Origin of the sequence: Streptomyces doebereineriae (genome assembly GCF_031845645.1) — a bacterium.
GTDB lineage: Bacteria > Actinomycetota > Actinomycetes > Streptomycetales > Streptomycetaceae > Streptomyces > Streptomyces canus.
The window spans coordinates 47409-68484 of sequence record NZ_JAVREZ010000017.1 but is presented as its reverse complement, the minus strand read 5'-3'; the positions used below and the strand labels follow the sequence as shown (position 1 = coordinate 68484).

The 21076-nt window shown below is 70.3% G+C and carries 16 protein-coding genes and 3 pseudogenes; 7 read left to right on the top strand and 12 right to left on the bottom strand.

Annotation, left to right across the window (positions count from 1 at the left end; all coding sequences use genetic code 11):
• Positions 1 to 24: 24 nt before the first annotated feature.
• Positions 25 to 348 (top strand): annotated as a pseudogene (locus RNB18_RS37385) (alpha/beta fold hydrolase); the annotation flags it as partial.
• 100 nt (positions 349 to 448) lie between these two features.
• Here RNB18_RS37385 and RNB18_RS37380 read toward each other — a convergent pair.
• The 7 genes from RNB18_RS37380 to RNB18_RS37350 form a co-directional block, all read right to left on the bottom strand.
• Complete coding sequence (locus tag RNB18_RS37380; RefSeq protein WP_311718535.1) at positions 449 to 1357, bottom strand: S1 family peptidase; 909 nt, start codon at positions 1355 to 1357, stop codon at positions 449 to 451.
• A 208-nt stretch (positions 1358 to 1565) separates the two neighbouring features.
• On the bottom strand, positions 1566 to 2351 hold the full coding sequence (locus RNB18_RS37375) for a DUF1684 domain-containing protein (RefSeq protein WP_311718534.1): 786 nt from the start codon (positions 2349 to 2351) through the stop codon (positions 1566 to 1568).
• 4 nt (positions 2352 to 2355) lie between these two features.
• Complete coding sequence (locus RNB18_RS37370) at positions 2356 to 3651, bottom strand: NtaA/DmoA family FMN-dependent monooxygenase (RefSeq protein ID WP_311718533.1); 1296 nt, start codon at positions 3649 to 3651, stop codon at positions 2356 to 2358.
• Entirely contained in the window at positions 3648 to 4700 is a 1053-nt protein-coding gene (locus RNB18_RS37365; protein ID WP_311718531.1) for an LLM class flavin-dependent oxidoreductase, read from the bottom strand. The genes RNB18_RS37370 and RNB18_RS37365 overlap by 4 nt, the downstream gene beginning before the upstream one ends.
• The gene (locus RNB18_RS37360) at positions 4700 to 5461 is read right to left on the bottom strand and encodes an amino acid ABC transporter ATP-binding protein (RefSeq protein WP_311718530.1); all 762 of its coding nucleotides are present in this window, start codon (positions 5459 to 5461) and stop codon (positions 4700 to 4702) included. The genes RNB18_RS37365 and RNB18_RS37360 overlap by 1 nt, the downstream gene beginning before the upstream one ends.
• Positions 5462 to 5489: 28 nt before the next feature.
• On the bottom strand, positions 5490 to 7244 hold the full coding sequence (locus RNB18_RS37355; protein ID WP_311718529.1) for an FAD/NAD(P)-binding protein: 1755 nt from the start codon (positions 7242 to 7244) through the stop codon (positions 5490 to 5492).
• A complete protein-coding gene (locus tag RNB18_RS37350; protein ID WP_311718528.1) occupies positions 7241 to 8098 on the bottom strand; it encodes an amino acid ABC transporter permease in 858 nt (285 codons plus the stop codon). The genes RNB18_RS37355 and RNB18_RS37350 overlap by 4 nt, the downstream gene beginning before the upstream one ends.
• A gap of 407 nt (positions 8099 to 8505) precedes the next feature.
• Here RNB18_RS37350 and RNB18_RS37345 point away from each other — a divergent pair, with 407 nt between their 5' ends.
• Positions 8506 to 9423, top strand: a complete 918-nt coding sequence (locus RNB18_RS37345) for an ABC transporter substrate-binding protein (protein ID WP_311718527.1) — start codon at positions 8506 to 8508, stop codon at positions 9421 to 9423.
• A 278-nt stretch (positions 9424 to 9701) separates the two neighbouring features.
• Entirely contained in the window at positions 9702 to 10142 is a 441-nt protein-coding gene (locus RNB18_RS37340) for a cell division protein SepF (protein ID WP_266566745.1), read from the top strand.
• Positions 10143 to 10178: 36 nt separating this feature from the next.
• On the opposite strand, the gene RNB18_RS37335 is transcribed toward RNB18_RS37340, so the two are convergent.
• Together RNB18_RS37335 and RNB18_RS37330 are read right to left on the bottom strand one after the other, a co-directional pair.
• Positions 10179 to 11351, bottom strand: a complete 1173-nt coding sequence (locus RNB18_RS37335; protein ID WP_311718526.1) for an acyl-CoA dehydrogenase family protein — start codon at positions 11349 to 11351, stop codon at positions 10179 to 10181.
• 98 nt (positions 11352 to 11449) lie between these two features.
• Complete coding sequence (locus RNB18_RS37330) at positions 11450 to 13051, bottom strand: MFS transporter (protein ID WP_311718525.1); 1602 nt, start codon at positions 13049 to 13051, stop codon at positions 11450 to 11452.
• A 263-nt stretch (positions 13052 to 13314) separates the two neighbouring features.
• Between RNB18_RS37330 and RNB18_RS37325 the strand changes: the two genes are divergently transcribed.
• Together RNB18_RS37325 and RNB18_RS37320 are read left to right on the top strand one after the other, a co-directional pair.
• Entirely contained in the window at positions 13315 to 14493 is a 1179-nt protein-coding gene (locus RNB18_RS37325) for a mannosyltransferase family protein (RefSeq protein ID WP_311718524.1), read from the top strand.
• A gap of 237 nt (positions 14494 to 14730) precedes the next feature.
• Positions 14731 to 15762 carry a phosphatase PAP2 family protein gene (locus RNB18_RS37320; RefSeq protein ID WP_311718523.1) on the top strand — a complete coding sequence of 344 codons (1032 nt, stop codon included), beginning with the start codon at positions 14731 to 14733 and terminating at the stop codon, positions 15760 to 15762.
• Positions 15763 to 15858: 96 nt separating this feature from the next.
• Here RNB18_RS37320 and RNB18_RS37315 read toward each other — a convergent pair whose 3' ends face one another.
• Positions 15859 to 16074 carry an I78 family peptidase inhibitor gene (locus RNB18_RS37315; RefSeq protein WP_311718522.1) on the bottom strand — a complete coding sequence of 72 codons (216 nt, stop codon included), beginning with the start codon at positions 16072 to 16074 and terminating at the stop codon, positions 15859 to 15861.
• 367 nt (positions 16075 to 16441) lie between these two features.
• Here RNB18_RS37315 and ctaD point away from each other — a divergent pair.
• Positions 16442 to 18013: pseudogene (gene ctaD, locus RNB18_RS37310) on the top strand (aa3-type cytochrome oxidase subunit I); the annotation flags it as partial.
• Here the strand turns inward: ctaD and RNB18_RS37305 are convergent.
• A complete protein-coding gene (locus RNB18_RS37305) occupies positions 18012 to 19052 on the bottom strand; it encodes a helix-turn-helix transcriptional regulator (RefSeq protein WP_311718521.1) in 1041 nt (346 codons plus the stop codon). The pseudogene ctaD and the gene RNB18_RS37305 overlap by 2 nt on opposite strands.
• Before the next feature lie 62 nt (positions 19053 to 19114).
• On the opposite strand from RNB18_RS37305, the gene RNB18_RS37300 reads away from it, so the two are divergent.
• Positions 19115 to 20269: an epoxide hydrolase family protein gene (locus tag RNB18_RS37300; RefSeq protein ID WP_311718520.1), complete on the top strand. Its 1155-nt coding sequence runs from the start codon at positions 19115 to 19117 to the stop codon at positions 20267 to 20269.
• Here the strand turns inward: RNB18_RS37300 and RNB18_RS37295 are convergent.
• A pseudogene (locus RNB18_RS37295) lies at positions 20258 to 21037 on the bottom strand (hypothetical protein). The gene RNB18_RS37300 and the pseudogene RNB18_RS37295 overlap by 12 nt on opposite strands.
• Positions 21038 to 21076: the final 39 nt, after the last annotated feature.

The following is a 21076-nucleotide window of genomic DNA, read 5'->3' as shown; positions in this document are numbered from 1 at the left end:
ACGAAGGGGAGACGGAGGACACAGGTGGTCCGCGGCATCAGGACACAGGACGGCCGCCGGCTGACGGTCGAGGAGTACGGCGACCCCGGACGGCACGCCGGTGGTGCTGCTGCACGACACCCCGGGCTGCCGCTTCGGCCTGCGACCGCCCCGTCTACGGCGATTCGGACCGTCTGCCGGGACGCCGTGTGCCCGACGCCGCCCGGGACGTGGCGGAGCCGGCCGGCGCCCTCGGTGCTCGGCCGCTCCGGCGGTGCCGCGCATGCCCTGGCCTGCGCCGCGCTGCTGCCCTCCCGGGTACGGCGGGCGGCGCCGGCGTCACCCGCACCGCCGGACGCGCGGGACCTGAGCCTCGAAAAAGACCCCGTCATGATCACAGCGAACCCCCGTACGGCAGATGCGTACGGGGGTCCACCAGGTGCCGGCTGCGATGCCGGCCGTTGCGGGCCTAGAAGACGCTGACGCCGTAAGCGCTCAGGGCCTCGGTGACCGGCTGGAAGAAGGTCGTGCCGCCGGAGGAGCAGTTGCCGCTGCCGCCGGAGGTCAGACCGTACGCGACGCCGTTGCTGCCGTACAGCGGGCCGCCGGAGTCGCCGGGCTCGGCGCAGACCGTGGTCTGGATCATGCCGTAGACGACGTCACCGCCGCCGTAGTTGACGGTCGCGTTGAGCGCGGTGACCCGGCCGCTGTGGATGCCGGTGGTGGAGCCGCGGCGGTTGACCGTGGTGCCCACGCTCGGGGTGGCTGCGCTGGTGATGTCGACGCTGCCGACGGTGCCGGAGATCGACGACGTCGGGTAGCTGGTGGAGTAGCGGACGATGCCGTAGTCGTTGGTCGGGAAGCTGGACCCGGCCGTCGAACCGAGCGTGGTCGTGTGCGCGGAGTTCGACCACCAGGTGCCCGCGCCGTCGGTGCAGTGCCCGGCGGTCAGGAAGTAGTAGGTGCTGCCGCTGCGGACGTTGAAGCCCAGGGAGCAGCGCCAGCTACTCGCATAGATGGCGTCGCCGCCGGAGATCAGCTTGTTGAACTTGCCCGGGGTCCGCTTGATCGTGAGCGCGTCGGCGTTGCTGCCCGCCTGCTCCTTGATCTTGGCGATCTCGGTCTGCGAGACCGTGCTGTCGACGGTGACGACCACACGGTTGGTCTTGCTGTCGACGGCCCAGGCGGTGCCCGGGATGTCGGCCTTGAGCACCGAGCTGCTGGCGCTCTTGAGTTCGGCGGTGCTGAACGGGGTCGCAGCGGTCGCGTTCGCGCTGGGGACCGCGATGGCGGCCGCGGCCACGAGGCCGGTGGTACCGGCGATCAGCCGGGTCCGTCTCGCAATGCCACTGCGGGGGGTGGTGCGCTTGATCCTCACGTTTCGTTCCCTCCCAGGGGAAGTCGGGGGCCCGCGTGGGGTCGGGGCCCGTGAGGCGCAGTCAGCGGTCCGGCCGTCCGGATTCCGAACACGCCGTGCCCCTGACAAGCGCTGAGGGGGAGTATTCGGCCGAACGGACGGTAGGCGCAAGGGCGCCTTTCGGCCGTCAACCTTTGAAGTACCTTTGCGGTCCGGATGAACCGGCCGCTCACCGGCCCGGGTTGCGCTCCCCCGCGGCGACGGCGACGCCCAGGGTGTTCCCCGGCGGCGGGAACGGGCAGATGAAGTGGTCGGCGAAGGCGCAGGGCGGCAGCAGCGCCCGGTTGAAGTCGACCGTCGTACGGCCTTCGGCGTCCGGCACGGAGGGGTACAGGAACCGGAACCGGTAGCTGCCGTCCCCGCTCGTCGTATCGCCGAAAACCGCCCACAGCGAGCCGTCGTCCCGGACCGCGGCCTTCAGCGTCAGCTCCTGTCCGTCGAACACGAACGCCACTTCGCCGCCGAGCCCGAGCCCGCGTTCGACCCCGTCCGCGTTCGGCACGCGAACGGTCCGCCGCGCGTCGTACGGCGTGAAGCGCCCCGGCACCGACCAGCGCGGATCGTACGGCGTGGCCTCGATGCCGCGGAACTCCCGCCGGGCCGGGGCGGCGGGGTCGAAGTCCCGTACCCCCCAGACGCCTTCGCGCACCAGCACGACCAGCCGGCGCTCGCCGTACGCCACCCGGGCGGTCTCGGTCGGGCCGAGGTCGGCGCTCAGCCGTACCTCTCCGTCGAAGGGCCGCCCGTCCACGGTCAGGCCGTCCGCCCCGGTCGCGGTCAGCACCACGCCGTCGTCCGCGAGAGCCCAGATGCCGGGGAGGCCCGGGAGTCGGCCGTCCGGATGGTCGTCCAACCAGTGAGTGCCGATGAGGGCGAGCGGCCCATAGGGTTCGGACACCGCTTCGACGCGGTGCTCGTGCCACAGCTTCCAGGCGTCGGACGCGTCGGTGGTCATGTGATCAGCCTTTCCGTACGGGCTCGGGGAGCCCGAGGTGTGAACGCAGGGTGGTGCCCCGGTATGCGGTGCGGAACGCGCCGCGCTCCTGGAGCAGCGGGACCACTCCGGCGACGAACTCGTCGAGACCGCCCGGGGTGAGATGGGGTACGAGGACGAAGCCGTCGGCGGCCTCGCGCTGCACGAACTCGTCGAGCTCGGTGGCCACCGCGTCCGGGGTGCCGATGAGGAGCTGCCGGCCGCCCGCCTCGATCACGGTCTGCCGGATCGACAGGCCCTTCTCGCGGGACAGCGCCGCCCACTTCTCGGCGATCGCGACCGTGTCGCCGCGCCGGGTACGCCCCTGGGTGAGGGCCGGATCGACCACCGGATCGATGTCGGGCAGCGGGCCGTCCGGGTCGTAGGAGGACAGGTCGACGCCCCAGATCTGCTCCAGCGTGAGGAGCGCGCTCTGCGGGGAGGTCTGCTGCCTTCGGATCTCGGCGGCCTTCTCCTGGGCCTCGGCGGCGGTGTCGCCGAGCACGACGCCGATGCCGGGCATGATCTTCAGGTCGTCGGGCGTACGGCCGTACTTGGCGAGGCGGCGCTTCACGTCGGCGTAGAAGGCCCGGCCCTCCTCCAGCGAACTGTGCCGTGCGAAGACCACGTCGGCGGAGGATGCGGCGAACTCCCGTCCCTCGTCCGAGTCACCGGCCTGGATGACGACCGGGTTCCCCTGCGGCGAGCGCGGCACGGTGAACTCGCCCGCGATGTCGAAGTGCTGCCCGCGGTGCTCGAACGGCCGCGGGACCCCGTCCGGGGTCCAGGAGCCCCACAACTCCCTGGCCGCCTCCAGGAACTCGGCGGCACGCGTATAGCGTTCGGCGCGGTCGAGGAAGCCGCCGCGCCGGAAGTTCTCCCCCGTGAAGGCGTCGGAGGAGGTCACCACGTTCCAGGCGGCCCGGCCCCCGCTCAAGTGGTCCAGGGTCGCGAATCTGCGGGCGAGTTCGAACGGTTCGTTGAAGGTCGTGTTGACCGTGGCCGCGAGCCCCAGGTGTTCGGTGACGCCGGCCAGCGCGCTGAGCACGGTGATCGACTCGGGGCGTCCGACGACGTCCAAATCGTGGATACGGCCCTTGTGTTCGCGCAGCCGCAGCCCCTCGGCGAGGAAGAAGAAGTCGAACAGTCCGCGTTCGGCGGTGCGGGCCAGGTGCTCGAAGGAGGAGAACTCGATCTGGGACTTCGACTCCGGATCGGCCCAGACGGTGGTGTTGTTGACACCCGGGAAGTGCGCGGCCAGATGCATCCGCTTACGGCTCATCGCTCCCCCGTTGTGGCGTACTGGTTGGCGGGCCTGGCGAGGCCCAGGTGCTCCCTGAGCGAACTGCCCGGGTAGAAGGTGCGGAACAGCCCGCGGTGCTGGAGCAGCGCCACCGTGCCGTTGACGAGCCGTTCCAGGTCGCGCAGTGGTTCGACGGGCGTGAGGTGGAAGCCGTCGACGATGCCCTCGCCGTGCCAGGTGGCGATCAGTTCGGCGAGGTCCACGGGGCCGCCACGGTAGAGCGGCCCCTGCGGGGTCTGCCGGGGGCCGCCCCCGCCGTGCCCCGGTTCGGCCGCGTGCTCGCCGTCGCCGAGGTCGACGAGGAGGCCGGCGAGCACCCGCAGCTGGTCGGGGCGGCGCCCGAAATCCGCTGCCATGGAACGGAGTTGGTCCCGTGCGGCGGCGGCCTGATGGGCACTCGCGGCGCGGACGAGGGCCACGTCGGCGTACCGGGCGGCGGTCCTGCGGGCGGGACCGTCGGTGGCGTCGACCATGCGGACCGGGTGGCCCTGTGGCGGCCGCGGCACGATCGAGGGGCCCTTGACGGAGAAGGACGTGCCGCGGAAGTCGACGTGGTGCAGCTTGTCCCGGTCGATGAAGCGGCCGGTCGGCACGTCCCGGATCTCGGCGTCGTCCTCCCAGCTGTCCCACAACTTCGCTGCCACGTCGGCGACTTCACTCGCCTCCTGCCACAGAGCGTCGGCCGGAGCCGCCTGTCGGCGGCCGAAGAGACGGGCCTCGCCCTCGGTGCCCGACACGTCGATCCGCCAGCCGGCCCGGCCCCGGCTGACCCAGTCGAGGGTGGCGACGGCGGCCTGGACGTGGAAGGGCTCGGTATGCGTGGTCGTGACGGTGGGCACCAGGCCGATCCGGCTGGTGGCGGGCGCGAGGCGGGCCAGCACGGCGAGCGCGTCGGGACCGGGCCGGGCGAAGCTGTCCTCGAGCGTCACGAAGTCGAGCCCGCCGCGCTCGGCGAGCCGGGCGAGGGTGAGGTAGGAGGCGGCGTCGTAGGCGGACGGCTGGTCGACAGCGGCGGACAGATGCAGCATCACAGCACCTTCGAGAGGAAGGACCGGGTGCGTTCGTGTTGCGGGGCGTCCAACACATCGGCCGGCGGACCCTGTTCGACGATGCGTCCGTCGTCCATGAACACCACGGTGTCGGCGACCTCGCGGGCGAAGCCGATCTCGTGGGTGACGACGATCATCGTGGTGCCCTGGCGGGCCAGGTCCTTGATGACGTCGAGGACTTCGCCGACCAGTTCGGGGTCGAGCGCGGAGGTCGGTTCGTCGAACAGCAGCAGCCGGGGTTCCAGCGCCAACGCCCGTGCGATCGCGACCCGTTGTTGCTGCCCGCCGGACAGATGTCTCGGGTAGGCGTCGGCCTTGTCGGCGAGCCCGACCCGGTCCAGCAGCCGCCGCGCCGACTCCACGGCCTCCTTCCGTGGCCTCTTCAGCGCGGCCACCGGGGCCTCGATGACGTTGTCCAGCACGGTCAGATGCGGGAACAGGTTGAAGTTCTGGAAGACGAAGCCGATCCGCGTGCGCTGTCTGAGCACCTCGCGCTCGGGCAGCTCGTACAGCTTGTCGCCGGAGCGCCGGTATCCGACCAGCACTCCGTCCACACTGATCGCGCCCCGGTCCACCTTCTCCAGGTGGTTGACGGTGCGCAGCAGCGTCGACTTCCCGGAGCCGGACGGGCCGAGGATCACGGTGACCTCGCCGGTGTGCACGGCGAGGTCGATGCCCTTGAGCACCTCCAGTGATCCGAAGCTCTTGTGGACGGACTTGATGTCGACCATGACACTCATCGCTGAACTTCCCTGCTTTCCAGGTGGCTTAGGCGGCCGCACGACCGGCGAGCTCGCCGAGGAACAGCAGCGCGGCCCGCGCGGTCGCGTCGTTCTGCCGGAACGCGGGCCCGCCGGTGCGCGGCCGGGTGAAGGCGCCAGGAGTACGGCCGTCGGTGTGCGGCCCGAGCGCGAAGCGCCGTGGGTGGGGCCGTCCGGACCGGTCCAGGACCCGCCCGTCGGCACGGTCCACGCGCAGCAGCCCGTCCGGGGTCTCGGCGAGCCCCTCGGCGTGCAGCTCGCGCAGCAGCGGATCGAGGGCCCGCCGGACCGTCGGCTCGGGCAGCCGCGCCTCGACCAGTGCCCGTGCCTGGACGGTGAAGTCCGGCACAGTGGGGCTCGACGCCCGGAACACCCCGTCCTCGGCGCGGACTTCCATGTCCGCCCCGACGAACCTGAGCACTCCGGCCCGGGACAGCGCGAGCAGCTGCCGCAACCGGGGTCCGGGCGGCCCGGAGGCCAGATAGCTGAAGAACCCGTGCCACCATCCGCCGATGTTCCCGAGCCGGACCAGCTGGCCGTAGACGGAGAGCAGCCCCAGGAAGACGGCCAGGTCCGGGCTGTACGCAGGGTCATGCCGACGGCTCAGGTCCTGCTCGACATACTCCCGCAGCCCCTCCTGGAACTCCTCGTGCGTCGCGTACCGCACCCCCTCCAGCGGCCGGTCGAGGGCTGCGAGGTCGAGCCGGTCACGGGGGTCGGGCACGGCGGAGGCGGCGAGAGCCTGGATGTCCGTCTCGCTCCCGGCCGCGTACTTCTCCTCGAAGTCGGTCCAGGACATCGCGGTCCGCTCCGGATGCACGGTGAACAGCCGGTGGTAGTGAGCGAATCCGAGCTCCTTCACCACCAGCGGCCACACGTCCCGCCCGAAGTCGAAGCCCTCCGGCCGGGCGAGCAGCCCGTCGATCTCGGCGGGCCCCAGGAAGCGGGGCAGCGGCGGCCGCTCACCGGTCCAGTCGTAGCCGATCTTCGAGTGGTACGGCACTCCGCGCCGCGATCCGACGTAGAGGAGCGGCTCGCGCCCGGACGGGACGTAGGTGTCCCCGTCGTACCGCCCGCCCCGGCCCTCGGTCAGCAGCGCCATCAGGTCGACGAAGGCGAGCCCGAATCCGCGGACCAGGACCGGTTCGCCGGGCGCGAGTGCGGACAGGTCGCTGTCGGCGGTGAAGTCCGGTGGCAGGTGGACGAGGCCGTGCTCCTCGGCGTACGCGGCCAACGCGCTCTGCTCGTCGTCCAGTTCGGCGTCGAGATGGCCGAGGGCCAGGACGACGAGGTCGGCGAGGAGCGGAAGCGGCCGGCCCTCCAGCCAGACCTGCTGCCGGCCCTCGCGCGGGCCGCTGACCCGTACGGCACGCCTCGGGTGGTGGTGGACGACAACGCCCTCCGGCAGCGCGGCCACCGCCTGCTCATGCACCCAGCGCAGATACGCGCCCTGGAGTTGCCGGTCCGCGAAGGTACGGCCGTCGATGCCGGCCCACTCGTGCAGCGTGGGGCCGGGGCGCACGGGTCCGGCCATGTCCACGGTCTCGTCGGTGAACATGGTGACGTCCTCGGCGTGCGAGTTCATCCACAGCAGCGGCGACTGCGCCGCGCGCCAGATGCGTCCGGCGCCGGGCGGGTGCGGATCCACCAGGTGCAGGTCGAGGCCCTGGCCGTCGTACAACTCGGGGGCGTTGGCGGCGATCCGCTCGATCAGACCGGTCCCCCGCGGCCCGGCTCCGACGATCACCAGCGAGCGCCTCATCGGGTGCGCTCCGAGCCTCGGGCGTAGTGCTTCTCCAGGTGGTGCTGGCCGACGCCGAGCACCGAGGTGACGACGGTGTACCAGACGGTGGCGACCATCAGCAGGGGGATGACCTGGTAGGTGCGGTGGTAGACGAGCTGCACGGAGTAGAGCAGGTCCTGCACGGCGATCACGCTGACGATGGAGGTGCCCTTGAGAGTGCCGATCAGCATGTTCCCGGCCGGGGGCACGATGGAGCGCATCGCCTGCGGCAGCACGATCCGCCACCAGCGCCGCCATCGGCTGAGACCGAGCGCCTGCGCGGCCTCGATCTGTCCGCGGTCGACGGAGAGGATCCCGCCGCGCACGACCTCGGCGGCGTAGGCGGCCTCGTGCAGGGTCAGCCCGATGACCGCGACGGTGACCGGGCCGAGCAGGTCGACCGTCCGCACCCCGAGGATGTGCGGGTACAGCGCCCCGATGTTGAACCAGAGCAGCAGCTGCACCAGGATCGGGATCGACCGGAACAGCCAGACGTATCCCCAACTCACGCTTCTGAGGACCGGGTTGGCGGACAGCCGGGCGGCCGCGAGCAGCGCGCCCAGTACGAAGCCGAGCGTCATCACGACCGCGGTCAGCCAGAGTGTGAGCCACAGCCCGCGCAGCACCGCGTCGGTGGTGAAGTAGTCCACGACGACGTCCCACTGGAAGGCGTCGTTGCGCAGGACGGAGTTGACGGCGAGCCCGAGCAGTACGAGAACGGTGACGGCGGCCGCCCACTGGCCGAGACGGCGACGCGGGACGATCCGCAGGGAATCCGCGTACTCCGGTATGCCGGGTGCGGAGGAGGCTTTGGCGAGGGTGTCGGAGGACATGCGAGGGCTCCGTGGCATCGAGTCGATAGAACTCGGACGGGTGCCTTCACACGGGTGCGGCCGAGCCCCTCAGCAGGGCCGCCCTTCGAGACTACGGGTGCGTTTCCCCTCGTTGTCAAGGCTGTCCACACTGTGAGCCGTACGTCTCAAGTCAGTTGACGGCAAACCGGATGCCTGTTCCACTTACCCCATGCATCCACAGCAGTGGCTGGTCAAGCGCTCCCACATCGACTTCGGTCGCGTGTGGTCCTCTTCCTGTTGAGCTGACCCACTGCGCGCCCTGATTCCTCAGGGCGCCTTTCGCGTTCTCCTTCCTCGCCTTCGCGCATCCTCCCCGCCTTCACACGCGCCCTCCCCTCACTCAGCGTTCCTCGCTTCCAGGAGACCGCCCCACTGTGCGCTCACTCATGCATGCCCGAAATGGACTGATCGTTCCCTTCGCCCTCATCACCGCGGGCACCCTGCTTCTGACCGCGTGCGGCTCCGGCGCGGACGACACCGCCACGGCCTCCTCGGCCCGGGCCGACGCGATCCCCACCACTGACGTCGTCTCCGCGATCAAGAAGAACGACGCGGCGGCCAAACTGCTGCCGTCCGGCACCACGAGCCTGACCCTCGCTGTCAGCGTCTCCGGCCAGCCGCCGGGCACCTCGATCCTGGACGACGGAAAGACCCTGGCCGGCCAGGACGTCGACTTCGCCAACGCGGTCGCCAAGGTCCTCGGCATCAGGCTGAAGACCGAGCAGGCGAGCTTCGAGGCGATCCTGCCGGCCCTCGACAGCGGCAAGTACGACCTCGGCGTCGGCAACTTCGGCGTGACCGACGAGCGCCGCAGGACGATCGACTTCGTCACCTACATCAACGACGGCCAGGGCTTCGCCACCCGCAGCGACAGCAAGCTCACCAGGATCACCGACCTGACCCAGCTGTGCGGCCTGAACGTGGCGACCGGCGCGGGCACGACGTTCGAAGCCACGCTGGAGGACAACAAGCACCTCTGCAAAAAGCCCTACAAGGTGCAGACCTACAACGAGCAGGGCGCGATCTGGTCCTCGCTCCAACAGGGCCGCAGCGACGTCGTGATGTCCACGATCAACGGCCTGCGTTACGCGGTGGCCCACCAGCAGGGCGTGAAGTTCCTCAACGAGTACCACCGCTTGGACGTGGGTTTCGCCTTCAAGAAGGGCACGCCCCTGGCCAAGGCGTTCCAGGCGGCGGTGAATGACCTCATCAAAAACGGCACCTACTCCAGGATCCTCAAGAAATGGGGCACCGAAGGCTCGGCGACGACCGTCTCCCGCATCTCCCCACCCGAGCTGAAGTAACGCTCTGACCTGAGGCTTCGTCAAAGCCAAGGGCCACCGACCCCGTTCACCCGTACGCCCCAGCCCTCACCCGTACGCCGTGAAGAATCATATTTCACTCACAGTCAGCAGCCGTATGGGATGCGACCCTTGGGGCACCCGGCCTCTCGACGTATTCGCTGTGCACCAGTACCGTCACAAACCCCCCGCGCGGCGGCTATCCACTTGGCGCGCGATCCGCATCATGGATGACCATAGGGATACAGAAGCAAGAGAGACCGCTGTGAGAGGAGGCGTCCATGGGATCGGTGCGCAAAGCGAGCGCCTGGCTGGGCCTCGTTGACGACAACGATGACGAGCGTTACTACGACGACGACGGATACTCCGAAGGGACCGAGCCCGGGGATGCCTGGGTCACCGACCCGCGGGTCAAGGTGGCTTCGGACGTCGCCGAGGAGAAGGGCCGCCGGATCGGCACGGTGACCCCGGACAGCTTCCGGGACGCCCGCGCCATCGGCGAACTCTTCCGCGAAGGCGTGCCCGTCATCATGAACCTCACCGCGATGGAGGCCTCCGACGCCAAGCGCGTCGTCGACTTCGCGGCCGGACTGATCTTCGGACTGCGCGGTTCCATCGAGCGCGTGTCCACCCGGGTGTTCCTGCTGTCCCCCGCCAACACGGAGATCGTGAACGGCGACCCGTCCGCGCACCGCACGGACGGCTTCTTCAACCAGAGCTGAGGCAGGGCCGCTCGCCGGCCCTGCCCCGCGCAGGGTCTACCGGAAGGCATCCAGTCCGGTGAGCGCCTTGCCCAGCACCAGCTGATGCATCTCGACGGTGCCCTCGTACGTCAGCACCGACTCGAGGTTCGTCGCGTGCCGCATGACGGGGTATTCGAGGGAGATCCCGTTGGCCCCGAGGATCGTCCGCGCCGTACGGCAGATCTCGATCGCCTCGCGGACGTTGTTGAGCTTGCCGAAGCTGACCTGCTCGGGACGCAGGCGGCCGGCATCCATGCGCCGCCCCAGATGGTGGGCGAGCAGAATCCCCTTGTGCAGTTCGACCGCCATGTCGGCGAGTTTGGCCTGCGTGAGCTGGAAGCCCCCGATCGGCCGCCCGAACTGCTCCCGCGTCTTCGCGTAGTCGACGGCGGTCTCGAAACACGACCGCGCCGCCCCCATCGCTCCCCACACGATCCCGTACCGGGCGTGCGACAGACAGCTGAGCGGCCCCTTGAGCCCGGCGACCTCGGGCAGCACCGCGTCGGCGGGCAGCCGTACGCCGTCGAGGACGAGCTCACTGGTGACGCTGGCCCGCAGCGACCACTTGTGCTTGATCTCGGGCGCCGAGAAGCCCGGTGTGTCGGTCGGCACCACAAAGCCGCGGATCGCGTCGTCGGTCTGCGCCCACACGACGGCGACCCCGGCGACCGACCCGTTGGTGATCCACATCTTGCGCCCGTTCAGCACCCAGTCCGTGCCGTCCTTCTTGGCGTACGTCCGCATGGATCCGGGGTCGGAGCCGTGATCGGGTTCGGTGAGCCCGAAGCAGCCGATGACCTCACCGGCGGCCATGCGCGGCAGCCAGGTCTGCTTCTGCTCCTCGCTGCCGAACCGGTGGATGGCGTACATGGCGAGAGAGCCCTGCACCGAGACGAGGGACCGGATCCCGGAGTCGGCGGCCTCCAGCTCCAGACAGGCGAGCCCGTACTGCACGGCGGAGGCGCCCGCGCACCCGTAGCCGCTCAGGGACATCCCGAGGGCACCGATCTCCCCGAGCTCACGGGCGAGTTCCCTGATCTCCGGCAGCTCCCCCCGCTCGTACCAGTCCGCGACATTCGGCAGGACACGGTCGGCGGCCCAGGTCCGCACGGTCTCGCGGATCGCCAGGTCCTCCGGCTCCAGCAGGTCGTCGATACCGAGGGGGTCGGCGGGGTCGAACGGGGCCATGAGCACATCCTCCGGGAGCCAGCTCAAAACTAGCATCGCTAGTTACGCTTCGCGGCTGACGTTACGACGCGGTGTCCCGCACGTCCAGATGCCTGGCCTCAGACCGAGACGCGGGACTCCGCGACCTCCCGCGGCGACGGAAGCTCCACCGCCGTCGGGGACTCGCCGCACTGCATCGCACGCGGCAACCGCAGCGCCATCACCGCGCCCAGCACCAACAACCCCGCACTCACCAGCAAGGTCACGTGCAGCCCGTGCACGAAGGAGTCCTGGGCGGCCCGGCGCAGGGCCACGCCCGCGGGCCCGCCGAGGTGTCCGGCGACCTCGTAGGCCTCGCCCAGGGAGTGCCCGGCCGACTTGGACGCCGCCGCAGGGACGCCCGGCACGCCCGAGAGGCCGGGCGTGTACGCCGCGTTCATCACACTGCCGAGCAGCGCTATGCCGATGCCCGCACCGAGTTGGTAGGAGGTCTCGCCGATCGCGGCCGCCCCGCCCGCCTGCTCCGGGGGCGCCTCGCTGAGCATCGACTCGTACGCCCCGAAAAGCGTCGTCTCCAGACCGAACCCGAGCAGGACGAACCCGACCAGCAGCAGGCCCGTGTTGTCCGCGTCGCCCATCGCGGTCAGCAGCAGTACGGCCACGGCCGTGAGGCAGAACCCTGCACTGACCATCCGGCGCGGCCCGAACCTCCGCAGCAGACGCGCTCCGGCCAGCCCCGCCGCCATCGCGGCGATCGTCAGCGGCAGCAGCCGCAGACCGGTCTCCAGCGGGGACAGGTCCAGGACCAGTTGGAGATACTGCGCCGCGATCAGTTCGAGCCCGACGAGGGCGAGCATCGCCAGGACGATGCAGCCGACCGAGGTGCTGAACGCCGGGCGCGCGAACATCCGCAGGTCCACCAGGGGATGCGTGAGCCGCCGCTGCCGCCGTACGAACACGACGAGCAGTACCGCGCCCACGGCCAGCGGTATCGCCGTGAACGCGTCGAGCTCGCCGGCGCCGAGCTGCTTCACGCCGAGGACGAGAGCGAACAGCCCGGCGGCGGCCGTCAGCGCGCCGACGACGTCCCAGGGACCCTTCGCGGCGCCCTTCGACTCGGGCAGCAGCATGCGGCCCACCGGCAGGCTGACCAGCATCAGCGGGATGTTGACGAGGAAGACCGACCCCCACCAGAAGTGCTCCAGGAGGAAGCCGCCGAGCAGTGGTCCGACGGCCGCGCCGACGGCGGCGACCGCGCTCCAGATGCCGATCGCGAGCGCCCGCTCGCGCCGGTCGGGGAAGACCTGGCGAAGGATCGAGAGGGTGGCGGGCATGATCATCGCGCCGCCGACGCCGAGCAGCGCCCGCGCGAGGATCAGCACCTGGGCGGTGTCCGCGAGGGCCGCGACACCGGAGGCGACGCCGAAGAGGCCGTAGCCGAGGAGGAGGACCCTTCTGCGGCCCACGCGGTCGCCGAGCGTGCCGAAGAGGATCAGCAGCGAGGCGCAGACAAGGGGATAGACATCGACGATCCAGAGCAGCTGTATCGCGCCGGGCTTGAGGTCCTCGGTGACAGCGGGCACCGCCACGTGCAGCACGGTCGCGTCGAGGGCGACCAGGAGCAGGCTGACGCAGAGGACGACGAGGACGACCCAGCGGTTTGCACCGGCCCCGGCCGCCCGACGGCGCAGCGCTGCGGCGGCCGTGGTCGTCCCGGACATGTACGTACCTCCCAGATGTTCCCTGGCGTTCGGCGGGCACATGGGGTGGGGACTCCCCATGATCTCGGCCGGAGAGGAGCGGTGTGTCTCCGGCCCGCGCAACGAACAGCGGGTGACACGTCAGCGTACGCGAGTTCGCGCGTCCGCCCAGTGGCGGACCTCTCAGACTTCACGCGGAACACGTGTGGCGTACACCACGTTCTCATCCGGTCCCACGCCCCGGGCGGGCGTGCCGGTTCGGCGCGCGGTCGATAATCGGGCCCGTGACCGATCTTGGAACGCGCACCGAACCGGCCCTGCGCAGAGCCGCCCCGGCTCTGCTCGGCTATGCGGCCGTACGCGCCCTGGGCCTCATCACCCTGGCCCTGTGGAGCGCGGCGCGCGACAAGAGCGCGTACACCCTGCTGACGGCCCGCTGGGATGCCCTCTGGTACACGAGGGTCGCCGAACTCGGTTACGGCTACGAGGTGCGGCTGCCGAACGGCGACGTGCACTCGAACCTGGCGTTCTTCCCGCTCCTGCCCTGGCTGGAGCGGCTGGTGTCCGTGGTGACGCCGCTGTCGTACGCCGACGCGGGCTTCGTGGTCTCCTTGCTCGCCTCTCTGTTCGCGGCCTGGGGCGTCTTCGCGGTGACGGAGCACGTGTACGGCCGCCGGGCCGGCGTCTGCGCGGTCCTGCTGTGGGCCGTCCTGCCCGTCGGGATCGTCCAGTCGATGGCGTACAGCGAGTCCCTGTTCACCGCACTGGCCGCCTGGTCGCTCTACGCCCTCCTGACCGGCCGCTGGCTGACCGCGGGGTTGCTGGCCTCCCTGGCCGGTCTGACGCGTCCGGTGGGCCTCGCGGTGGTAGCGGCGGTGTGGGCGGCGGGGATCGCCGCCTTCCTGCGGGACCGACGTGACCGCGCCGCGTCCGGGTCGGAGCGGGTCGCACCGGCCGGGGCGACCACAGCCGCGCAGGCCGCGGGCATGGCCCTCGCCCCCCTCGGTGCCGCCGCCTACGTCCTGTGGGTCGGTCACCGCACCGGCGGAGGGCCGCTCGGCTATCTCGACGTGCAGGCGGGGTGGCGCAACGGATTCGACGGCGGATACGCCTTCGCCCGCTTCGTCGGCGACAAGTTCACGTCGTTCCCGTCGGCCCTCGCCGGCGTGGGACTGATCGTCGGGGTGGGGCTGGTCGTGTGGCTCTACGTCACCTGTGTACGGCAGGGCCAGCCGCTGCCCCTGCTGGTGTACGCCGGGGTCGTCACGGCGCTCGCCCTGTGCGCGTCGAGCTACTTCGGCTCGAAACCGCGCCTGCTGCTGCCCGCCTTCCCCCTGCTGCTCCCCCTCGCCCGGGTCCTCGCGCGCGCGAGGACCCGCAGGTCAGCCGGGATCGTGGCGGTGATCGCCGCCGCGTCCGCCCTGTACGGCGCCTTCTGGCTGAACGGCTCCGGTCCGCCATGATCGACTCCGGAGGGTCCATGAGCGTCCGGAGAATTCCGCACCATGATTCGGTGAACTAATTCATAAGGGTCAATAAACCCGACCCGGAATGATCAAAGGAATTGAAGGGCACAGCCGCCCGCCTTTGCGGAATCCCTGGAAATAAACCCACCTCTGAGAGGAATCCCACATCACATCGTCATCACAAAGCCGCTGATTCGACAGGGAACAGAGCTCACTCGCTGTAACGTCGATTGGGTGCGTACCGAACGAAACCTCACCCGTCTGGACCGGGTGTTCGCCAGGCTGGACCGTGAGCCGGAACGACCGGCCCACCTCAGCGTGCCCAAGGCGAGCCGGCACCGGACCGTCCTGGTGATCGCCGCCCTGGCCTTCTACCTGGCGATCGTGTGGCTCGTGGTGACCACCTCGTGGCTGGTCCGCCTCGACTGGCAGGTCATGTTCTTCCGGCCGTACCAGCAGTGGGCGTCCATCCACTGGTTCGTCGACTACTACGTGGTGCTGGGCCAGCGCGGCCCGACCGCGGTGATGGTCGCGGCCTGGTTGGGCTGGCGTTCCTGGCGGCAGCACACCGTGCGCCCGCTGCTGACCCTGGGTGCCTCGCTGCTGCTGCTGAACATCACGGTCGGCGCCGCCAAGTACGGCATGGGAAGACTCGGACCGCACTACGCGACCGTCATCGGCTCGAACGAGATGGGCCTGGGCGGCGATATATTTCCCAGCGGCCACACCGCCAACGCCGTGGTGACCTGGGGGATCCTGGCGTATCTGGCCTCCACCCCGAGGGCCCGCCGCTGGCTCTCCGCCGTCTCCGCGGTGACCTCGCTGGGCGTCGGCATGGCCACCGTCTACCTCGGTACGCACTGGCTGAGCGACGTCATGCTGGGCTGGGTCGCCGGTCTGCTGATCCTGCTCGCGCTGCCCTGGTTCGAGCCGCTGATCGCCCGCGCCGAGACCTACGTCTTCGACCTGCGCGACCGCTGGCGGGCCCGCGGCGGCGCGCGGACCCCCGCCCCGGTCACCCCCGTCACGGCGCCCGCGCCCGCCCGCCTCAAGCCGCTCACGGCCCCACAGAACGAGACGGCGGCCCGCGAGGCCACCACACCGGCGCGTGCCCCCAGGTCACCCGTCTACCTGGCCCCGGGCCCGCACACCACCCGCTCGGAGCGCACCCCGGTCACCCCGGCGGGCAGCCGCCGCCCGCCGCAGTCGGACCGGATCGTGCGCGGCACACCCTCCCCGGCCACCCGGCCGGTGACCGGCGGCTGATCCCCCTCGGACACACGGGGCCGGTACGCACAACCACCCCGCGCATGACGCGGGCCCCGGTTCCACGCAAGGGAACCGGGGCCCGTGTCACGCGGTTCAGCCCTTCCAGGCCCGCGCCACGCGGCCGTCCTTCACCTCGAAGTTCAGCCGGCCCGCGCGGTACTCCATCGTGATGATCGCCCCCGGCGGCAGTGACCTGACCGTCGACCAGCCCCGCTCACGCGCGGTCCGCTCGGCGGAGGCGGAGTCGAGGCCGACGTAGGTGTCCGGGCTGTCCTGGGGTTCGGCGGGCGGTGTCGGAATGGGTGCCATACCGCCACGCTAGGCCCTGCCCGGCGGCCGCGGAAGTCCGGATCCCGCACGCCTCCTGTCACGCTTCTGTCACAGGACCACGACACGCGTTTCCCTCGCGCTGCGTCACACGAACGGGCGTTTCCCTCGCCCTTCCGCGGGTATTCGAACGCAATTCCCGCGTGTCGTACGACTTCTCGGAATGAGCCGTGAGAAGGCTTGTCCGAGAACCGGTCCGGGCCCCTTTGCCCACCCGATTCCGGACAGGGCCACGGAAGCTGACACCGCATAGGAAATACACGGTTCCGGCACAGAACCCCCTTACGCCCTCTGTCGCCGCGCACGACCGCGCGAGCATCATGGCGTGAGCCGAGCGAAGGGGCGAGCGATGGGGACGCAGACCGTGCACGCGACGGCACGACCCGTGCGGACCAAGGGGCACGGGCGAGTGGTCGTCGACTGGTTGACCACCACCGACCACAAGAAGATCGGTCACCTCTATCTGATCACGTCGTTCGTGTTCTTCCTGGTCGGCGGCGTCATGGCCCTGCTGATGCGGGCCGAACTCGCCCGGCCGGGACTGCAGATCATGGACAACCAGCAGTACAACCAGTTGTTCACGATGCACGGCACGATCATGCTGCTGCTGTTCGCGACCCCGAGCTTCGCGGGCTTCGCCAACGAGCTGATGCCGCTGCAGATCGGCGCCCCGGACGTGGCCTTCCCGCGGCTGAACATGCTGTCCTACTGGTTCTTCCTGTTCGGTGGCCTGATCGTGCTGGGTTCGCTGCTCGTGCCGTCCGGTCCGGCCGCCTTCGGCTGGTTCGCCTACGCTCCGCTGAACAACTCCGCGCACTCCCCCGGCATCGGCCCCGACCTGTGGATCATGGGCCTCGCGCTGGCCGGCTTCGGCACGATCCTCGGCGCGGTCAACTTCATCACCACGATCATCGGGATGCGCGCGCCCGGCATGACCATGTTCCGGATGCCGATCTTCACCTGGAACACGCTGTTCACGTCGATCCTGATCCTGATGGCGTTCCCGGTGCTGGCGGCCGCACTGCTGGTCCTGGAGGCGGACCGGCGCTTCGGCTCGCAGGTCTTCGAGGCGGGCAACGGCGGAGCGTTGCTGTGGCAGCACATGTTCTGGTTCTTCGGGCATCCCGAGGTGTACATCATCGCGCTGCCGTTCTTCGGCATCATCACGGAGATCATCCCGGTCTTCAGCCGCAAACCGATGTTCGGCTATCTGACGCTGGTCGCGGCGACGATGTCGATCACCGGTCTGTCGATCGTGGTGTGGGCGCACCACATGTTCGTCACCGGAGCGGTGCTGCTGCCGTTCTTCTCCTTCATGAGCTTCCTGATCGCCGTCCCGACGGGCGTGAAGTTCTTCAACTGGACCGGGACGATGATCAAGGGCTCCCTGTCCTTCGAGACACCGATGCTGTGGGCGACGGGCTTCCTGGTGACGTTCCTGTTCGGTGGCCTGACCGGAGTGCTGCTGGCCTCGCCACCGCTGGACTTCCATGTGTCGGACACCTACTTCGTCGTGGCGCACTTCCACTACGTCGTGTTCGGCACGGTCGTCTTCGCGATCTTCGGCGGGCTGCACTTCTGGTGGCCGAAGTTCACCGGGAAGATGCTCGACGAGCGGCTCGGCAAGATCCAGTTCTGGACGCTGTTCGTCGGCTTCCACACCACGTTCCTCGTGCAGCACTGGCTGGGCGCGGAGGGCATGCCCCGCCGGTACGCGGACTATCTCGCCGCGGACGGCTTCACCGCGCTCAACACGATCTCGACGATCGGGGCGTTCCTGCTGGGCGCCTCGACGCTGCCGTTCCTCTACAACGTCTGGAAGACCGCCAAGTACGGCGTGAAGGTGGAGACCGACGACCCCTGGGGCTACGGCCGTTCCCTGGAGTGGGCCACCTCCTGCCCGCCCCCGCGGCACAACTTCACGACACTGCCCCGGATCCGCTCCGAGTCCCCGGCGTTCGATCTGCACCATCCGCAATACGCGGCCCAGACTCCGCAGCCCGAGCCAAAGAGCGAGCAAGCCGGTCGTGAGCCGTCCTGATCGCCTCGGTCAGCTCGGCCGGCTCCAGCACCTCGAACTCGAAGCCCGTCATCATCACGTGGATCACCATCACGTCGAGACTCGAGGCCCCGGTGTGCAGGAGGCAGCTGTCGGGCCCCTCCGCCTCCAGTACCCCGGCACTCGGCGAGATCCGCTCGGCGGCCCGTTCCTTGGGCACCAGCAGCCGCACGACCGCGTGTGAGGCGTACACGCGCGTGGAGACGCCTCGCGAGACGTACGCGGCGAGATCCTCGGCGGGCGGGGTGCGCGGAGCGAACCGTGGGCCGTGCGGCGGTCTGGGGGTGATCCGGTCGGCCCGGAAGGTCCGCCAGTCGTCGCGGTCGACGTCCCAGGCGACCAGATACCAGCGCCGCTCGCTGCACACCAGGCGGTGCGGTTCGACGGTACGGCGGCTGGAGGCGCCGCCGTGGTCGCTGTACTCGAAGCGCAGCCGCTCGGCGTCCCGGCAGAGGTTGGCGAGCTCGGTGAGGACGCCCGGGTCGACGGCGGAGGGCTGGGGGCCGCGCAGCATGGGCACGGTGAAGGCGTTCAGGGCGCCCACCCGGCGGCGCAGCCGGCTCGGCAGGACCTGCTCCAGCTTGGCGAGGGCCCGTACGGAGGTCTCGCCGATCCCCTCGATGCCCTGCCCCGCGGCGGTGCGCAGGCCGACGGCGACCGCGACGGCCTCGTCGTCGTCCAGGAGCAGCGGCGGCAGCTCGGCACCCGCGCCCAGCTGGTAGCCGCCGCCGGTGCCCGGGCTGGCGTTGACCGGGTAGCCCAGCTCACGCAGCCGGTCCACGTCCCGGCGCACGGTACGCGAGGTGACGCCGAGACGGTCGGCCAGGTCGGCGCCGGACCATTCGCGGTGGGCCTGCAGGAGTGAGAGCAGGCGCAGGAGTCGTGCCGAGGTCTCCAACATGAATCCGAGTCTGCCAGCCATTGCGGACAGTTGTTGTCCGCAAGCCTTCCTAGCTTGGACTCATGGCAGACAACAGCGCGACCGCAGAGACCCGTGAGATCCGCCCCTTCCGGATCGACATCCCTCAGGCGCAGCTCGACGACCTGCACACCCGCCTGGACCTCACCCGCTGGCCGGACGAGCTGCCGGACGCCGGCTGGGAGTACGGCGCCTCACTGCCGTATCTCCGCGATCTCGCCGCGTACTGGCGCGGTGCCTACGACTGGCGCAAGCACGAGGCCGCCCTCAACGAGCTCCCGCAGTTCGTCACCGGGATCGACGGCGCCCAGGTGCACTTCCTGCACGTCCGCTCGTCCCGGCCGGACGCGCTCCCGCTGATCCTGACGCACGGCTGGCCGGGTTCGATCGTCGAGTTCCTCGGTGTGATCGGCTCGCTGAGCGAGGACTTCCATCTGGTGATCCCGTCCATCCCCGGCTTCGGCTTCTCCGGGCCGACGCGCGACAAGGGCTGGAACGTCAAGCGGGTCGCCCGCGTATGGGCGGAGCTGATGCGCAGGCTCGGCTACGAGCGCTACGGCGCCCAGGGCGGCGACCTGGGCGCGCTGATCTCCCCCGCACTCGCCCGGGTCGCTCCCGAGTCCGTGGTCGGTGTCCATGTGAACGCCGCCTCGGTCGGGTTCATCCCGCTCGGCCCGGTCGACGAGGAGGCGCAGCAGGGGCTGACCGACCGCGAGCGGCAAAGCCTCGCGAGCATCGCCGGGTTCACCACGGACGGCTTCGGCTACAACGTCCTGCAGTCGACCCGTCCGCAGACCCTCTCCTACGCCCTCACCGACTCACCCGTCGGCCAACTGGCGTGGATCATGGAGAAGTTCCAGGCGTGGACGCACTCCTCGGCCACGCTGCCGGAGGACGCGATCGACCGGGACACCCTGCTCACCAACGTGATGCTGTACTGGCTGACCGGCACGGCCGGTTCCGCGGCCCGCATGTACTACGAGAACAGTCATGTGCCGGACTGGTTCCCGACGGCGGCCTCCGGAGTGCCGACCGCGGTGGCCAACTTCGGCGAGGACGTGGCGATCCGCCGCTGGGCCGAGCAGGTCAACACCCTCGTCCGCTGGACGGAGTTCGACCGCGGCGGCCACTTCGCGGCCCTGGAGGCCCCCGAGCTGCTGGCCGGTGACGTCAGGGAGTTCTTCGGCTCACTGCGGTGAAGGGCATGCCGTGACGGACACCGAGAGGTCGTTGTCCCGCGTGTAGTACGGCCCGGCCTCCAACGGGCCGTACTCCGTCTGCACGCGTGCGCGTGGATAGGTGAACACGGGCTTCTTGTCGGCGACGTCGTCGAGCAGCCGCGCGATCCGCACCCGCGGCCCGCTCTCGCCGTGCGGCCGCAGCCACAGGTCCCAGACTCCGGGCCCGAGGGCCGCGTACGTCACCGAGAAGCCGAACCGGGCCTCGTCGGCGCCGACGTCGCTGCGGAGTGCGGGACCCGGGGAGTGCCGGGGGCGCACCTCGGCGTAGGCGCCGGGGGCGAAGCAGGTGCCGTAGAGCCGCCCCCGTACGGTCAGTCCGGCGCCCTCGGCGCGCAGCCAGCTGCGGACGGTGAGGTTGCCCTGCCGCGATGGGGGTCCCCCCGCTCGAGCGAAGCCGAGAGTGGGGGACTAGGGGATGCGGACGGCGACCTGGCCGCGGGAGCCGCTCGGGGTGCAGGCGGTGAGCGCGCGCAGGTCGGTGGCACCGGGCGCGAGGCGCAGGGGCTCGTCGTCGGCCACGCGCGCGTAGGCGTCCCAGCGGCCCTCGGGCAGGGCGACGGTGCTGGGCAGGGCGGCTCGCAGCCTTCCGTCGGCGGTCGGGGCCAGCGGCAGACCGACCTCCCCTTGTCCGTCGCGTCGGCGCAGTACCAGATGGGCTGTACCGCTCGCCCCGCCGGCGGTGACGTCGAAGGTCAGTCCGCCCGCGGAGTCGGCGCGCAGTGACACGCCCCGTCCGGTGGGCGCCCTTTGGTTGCGTGCGGCCGG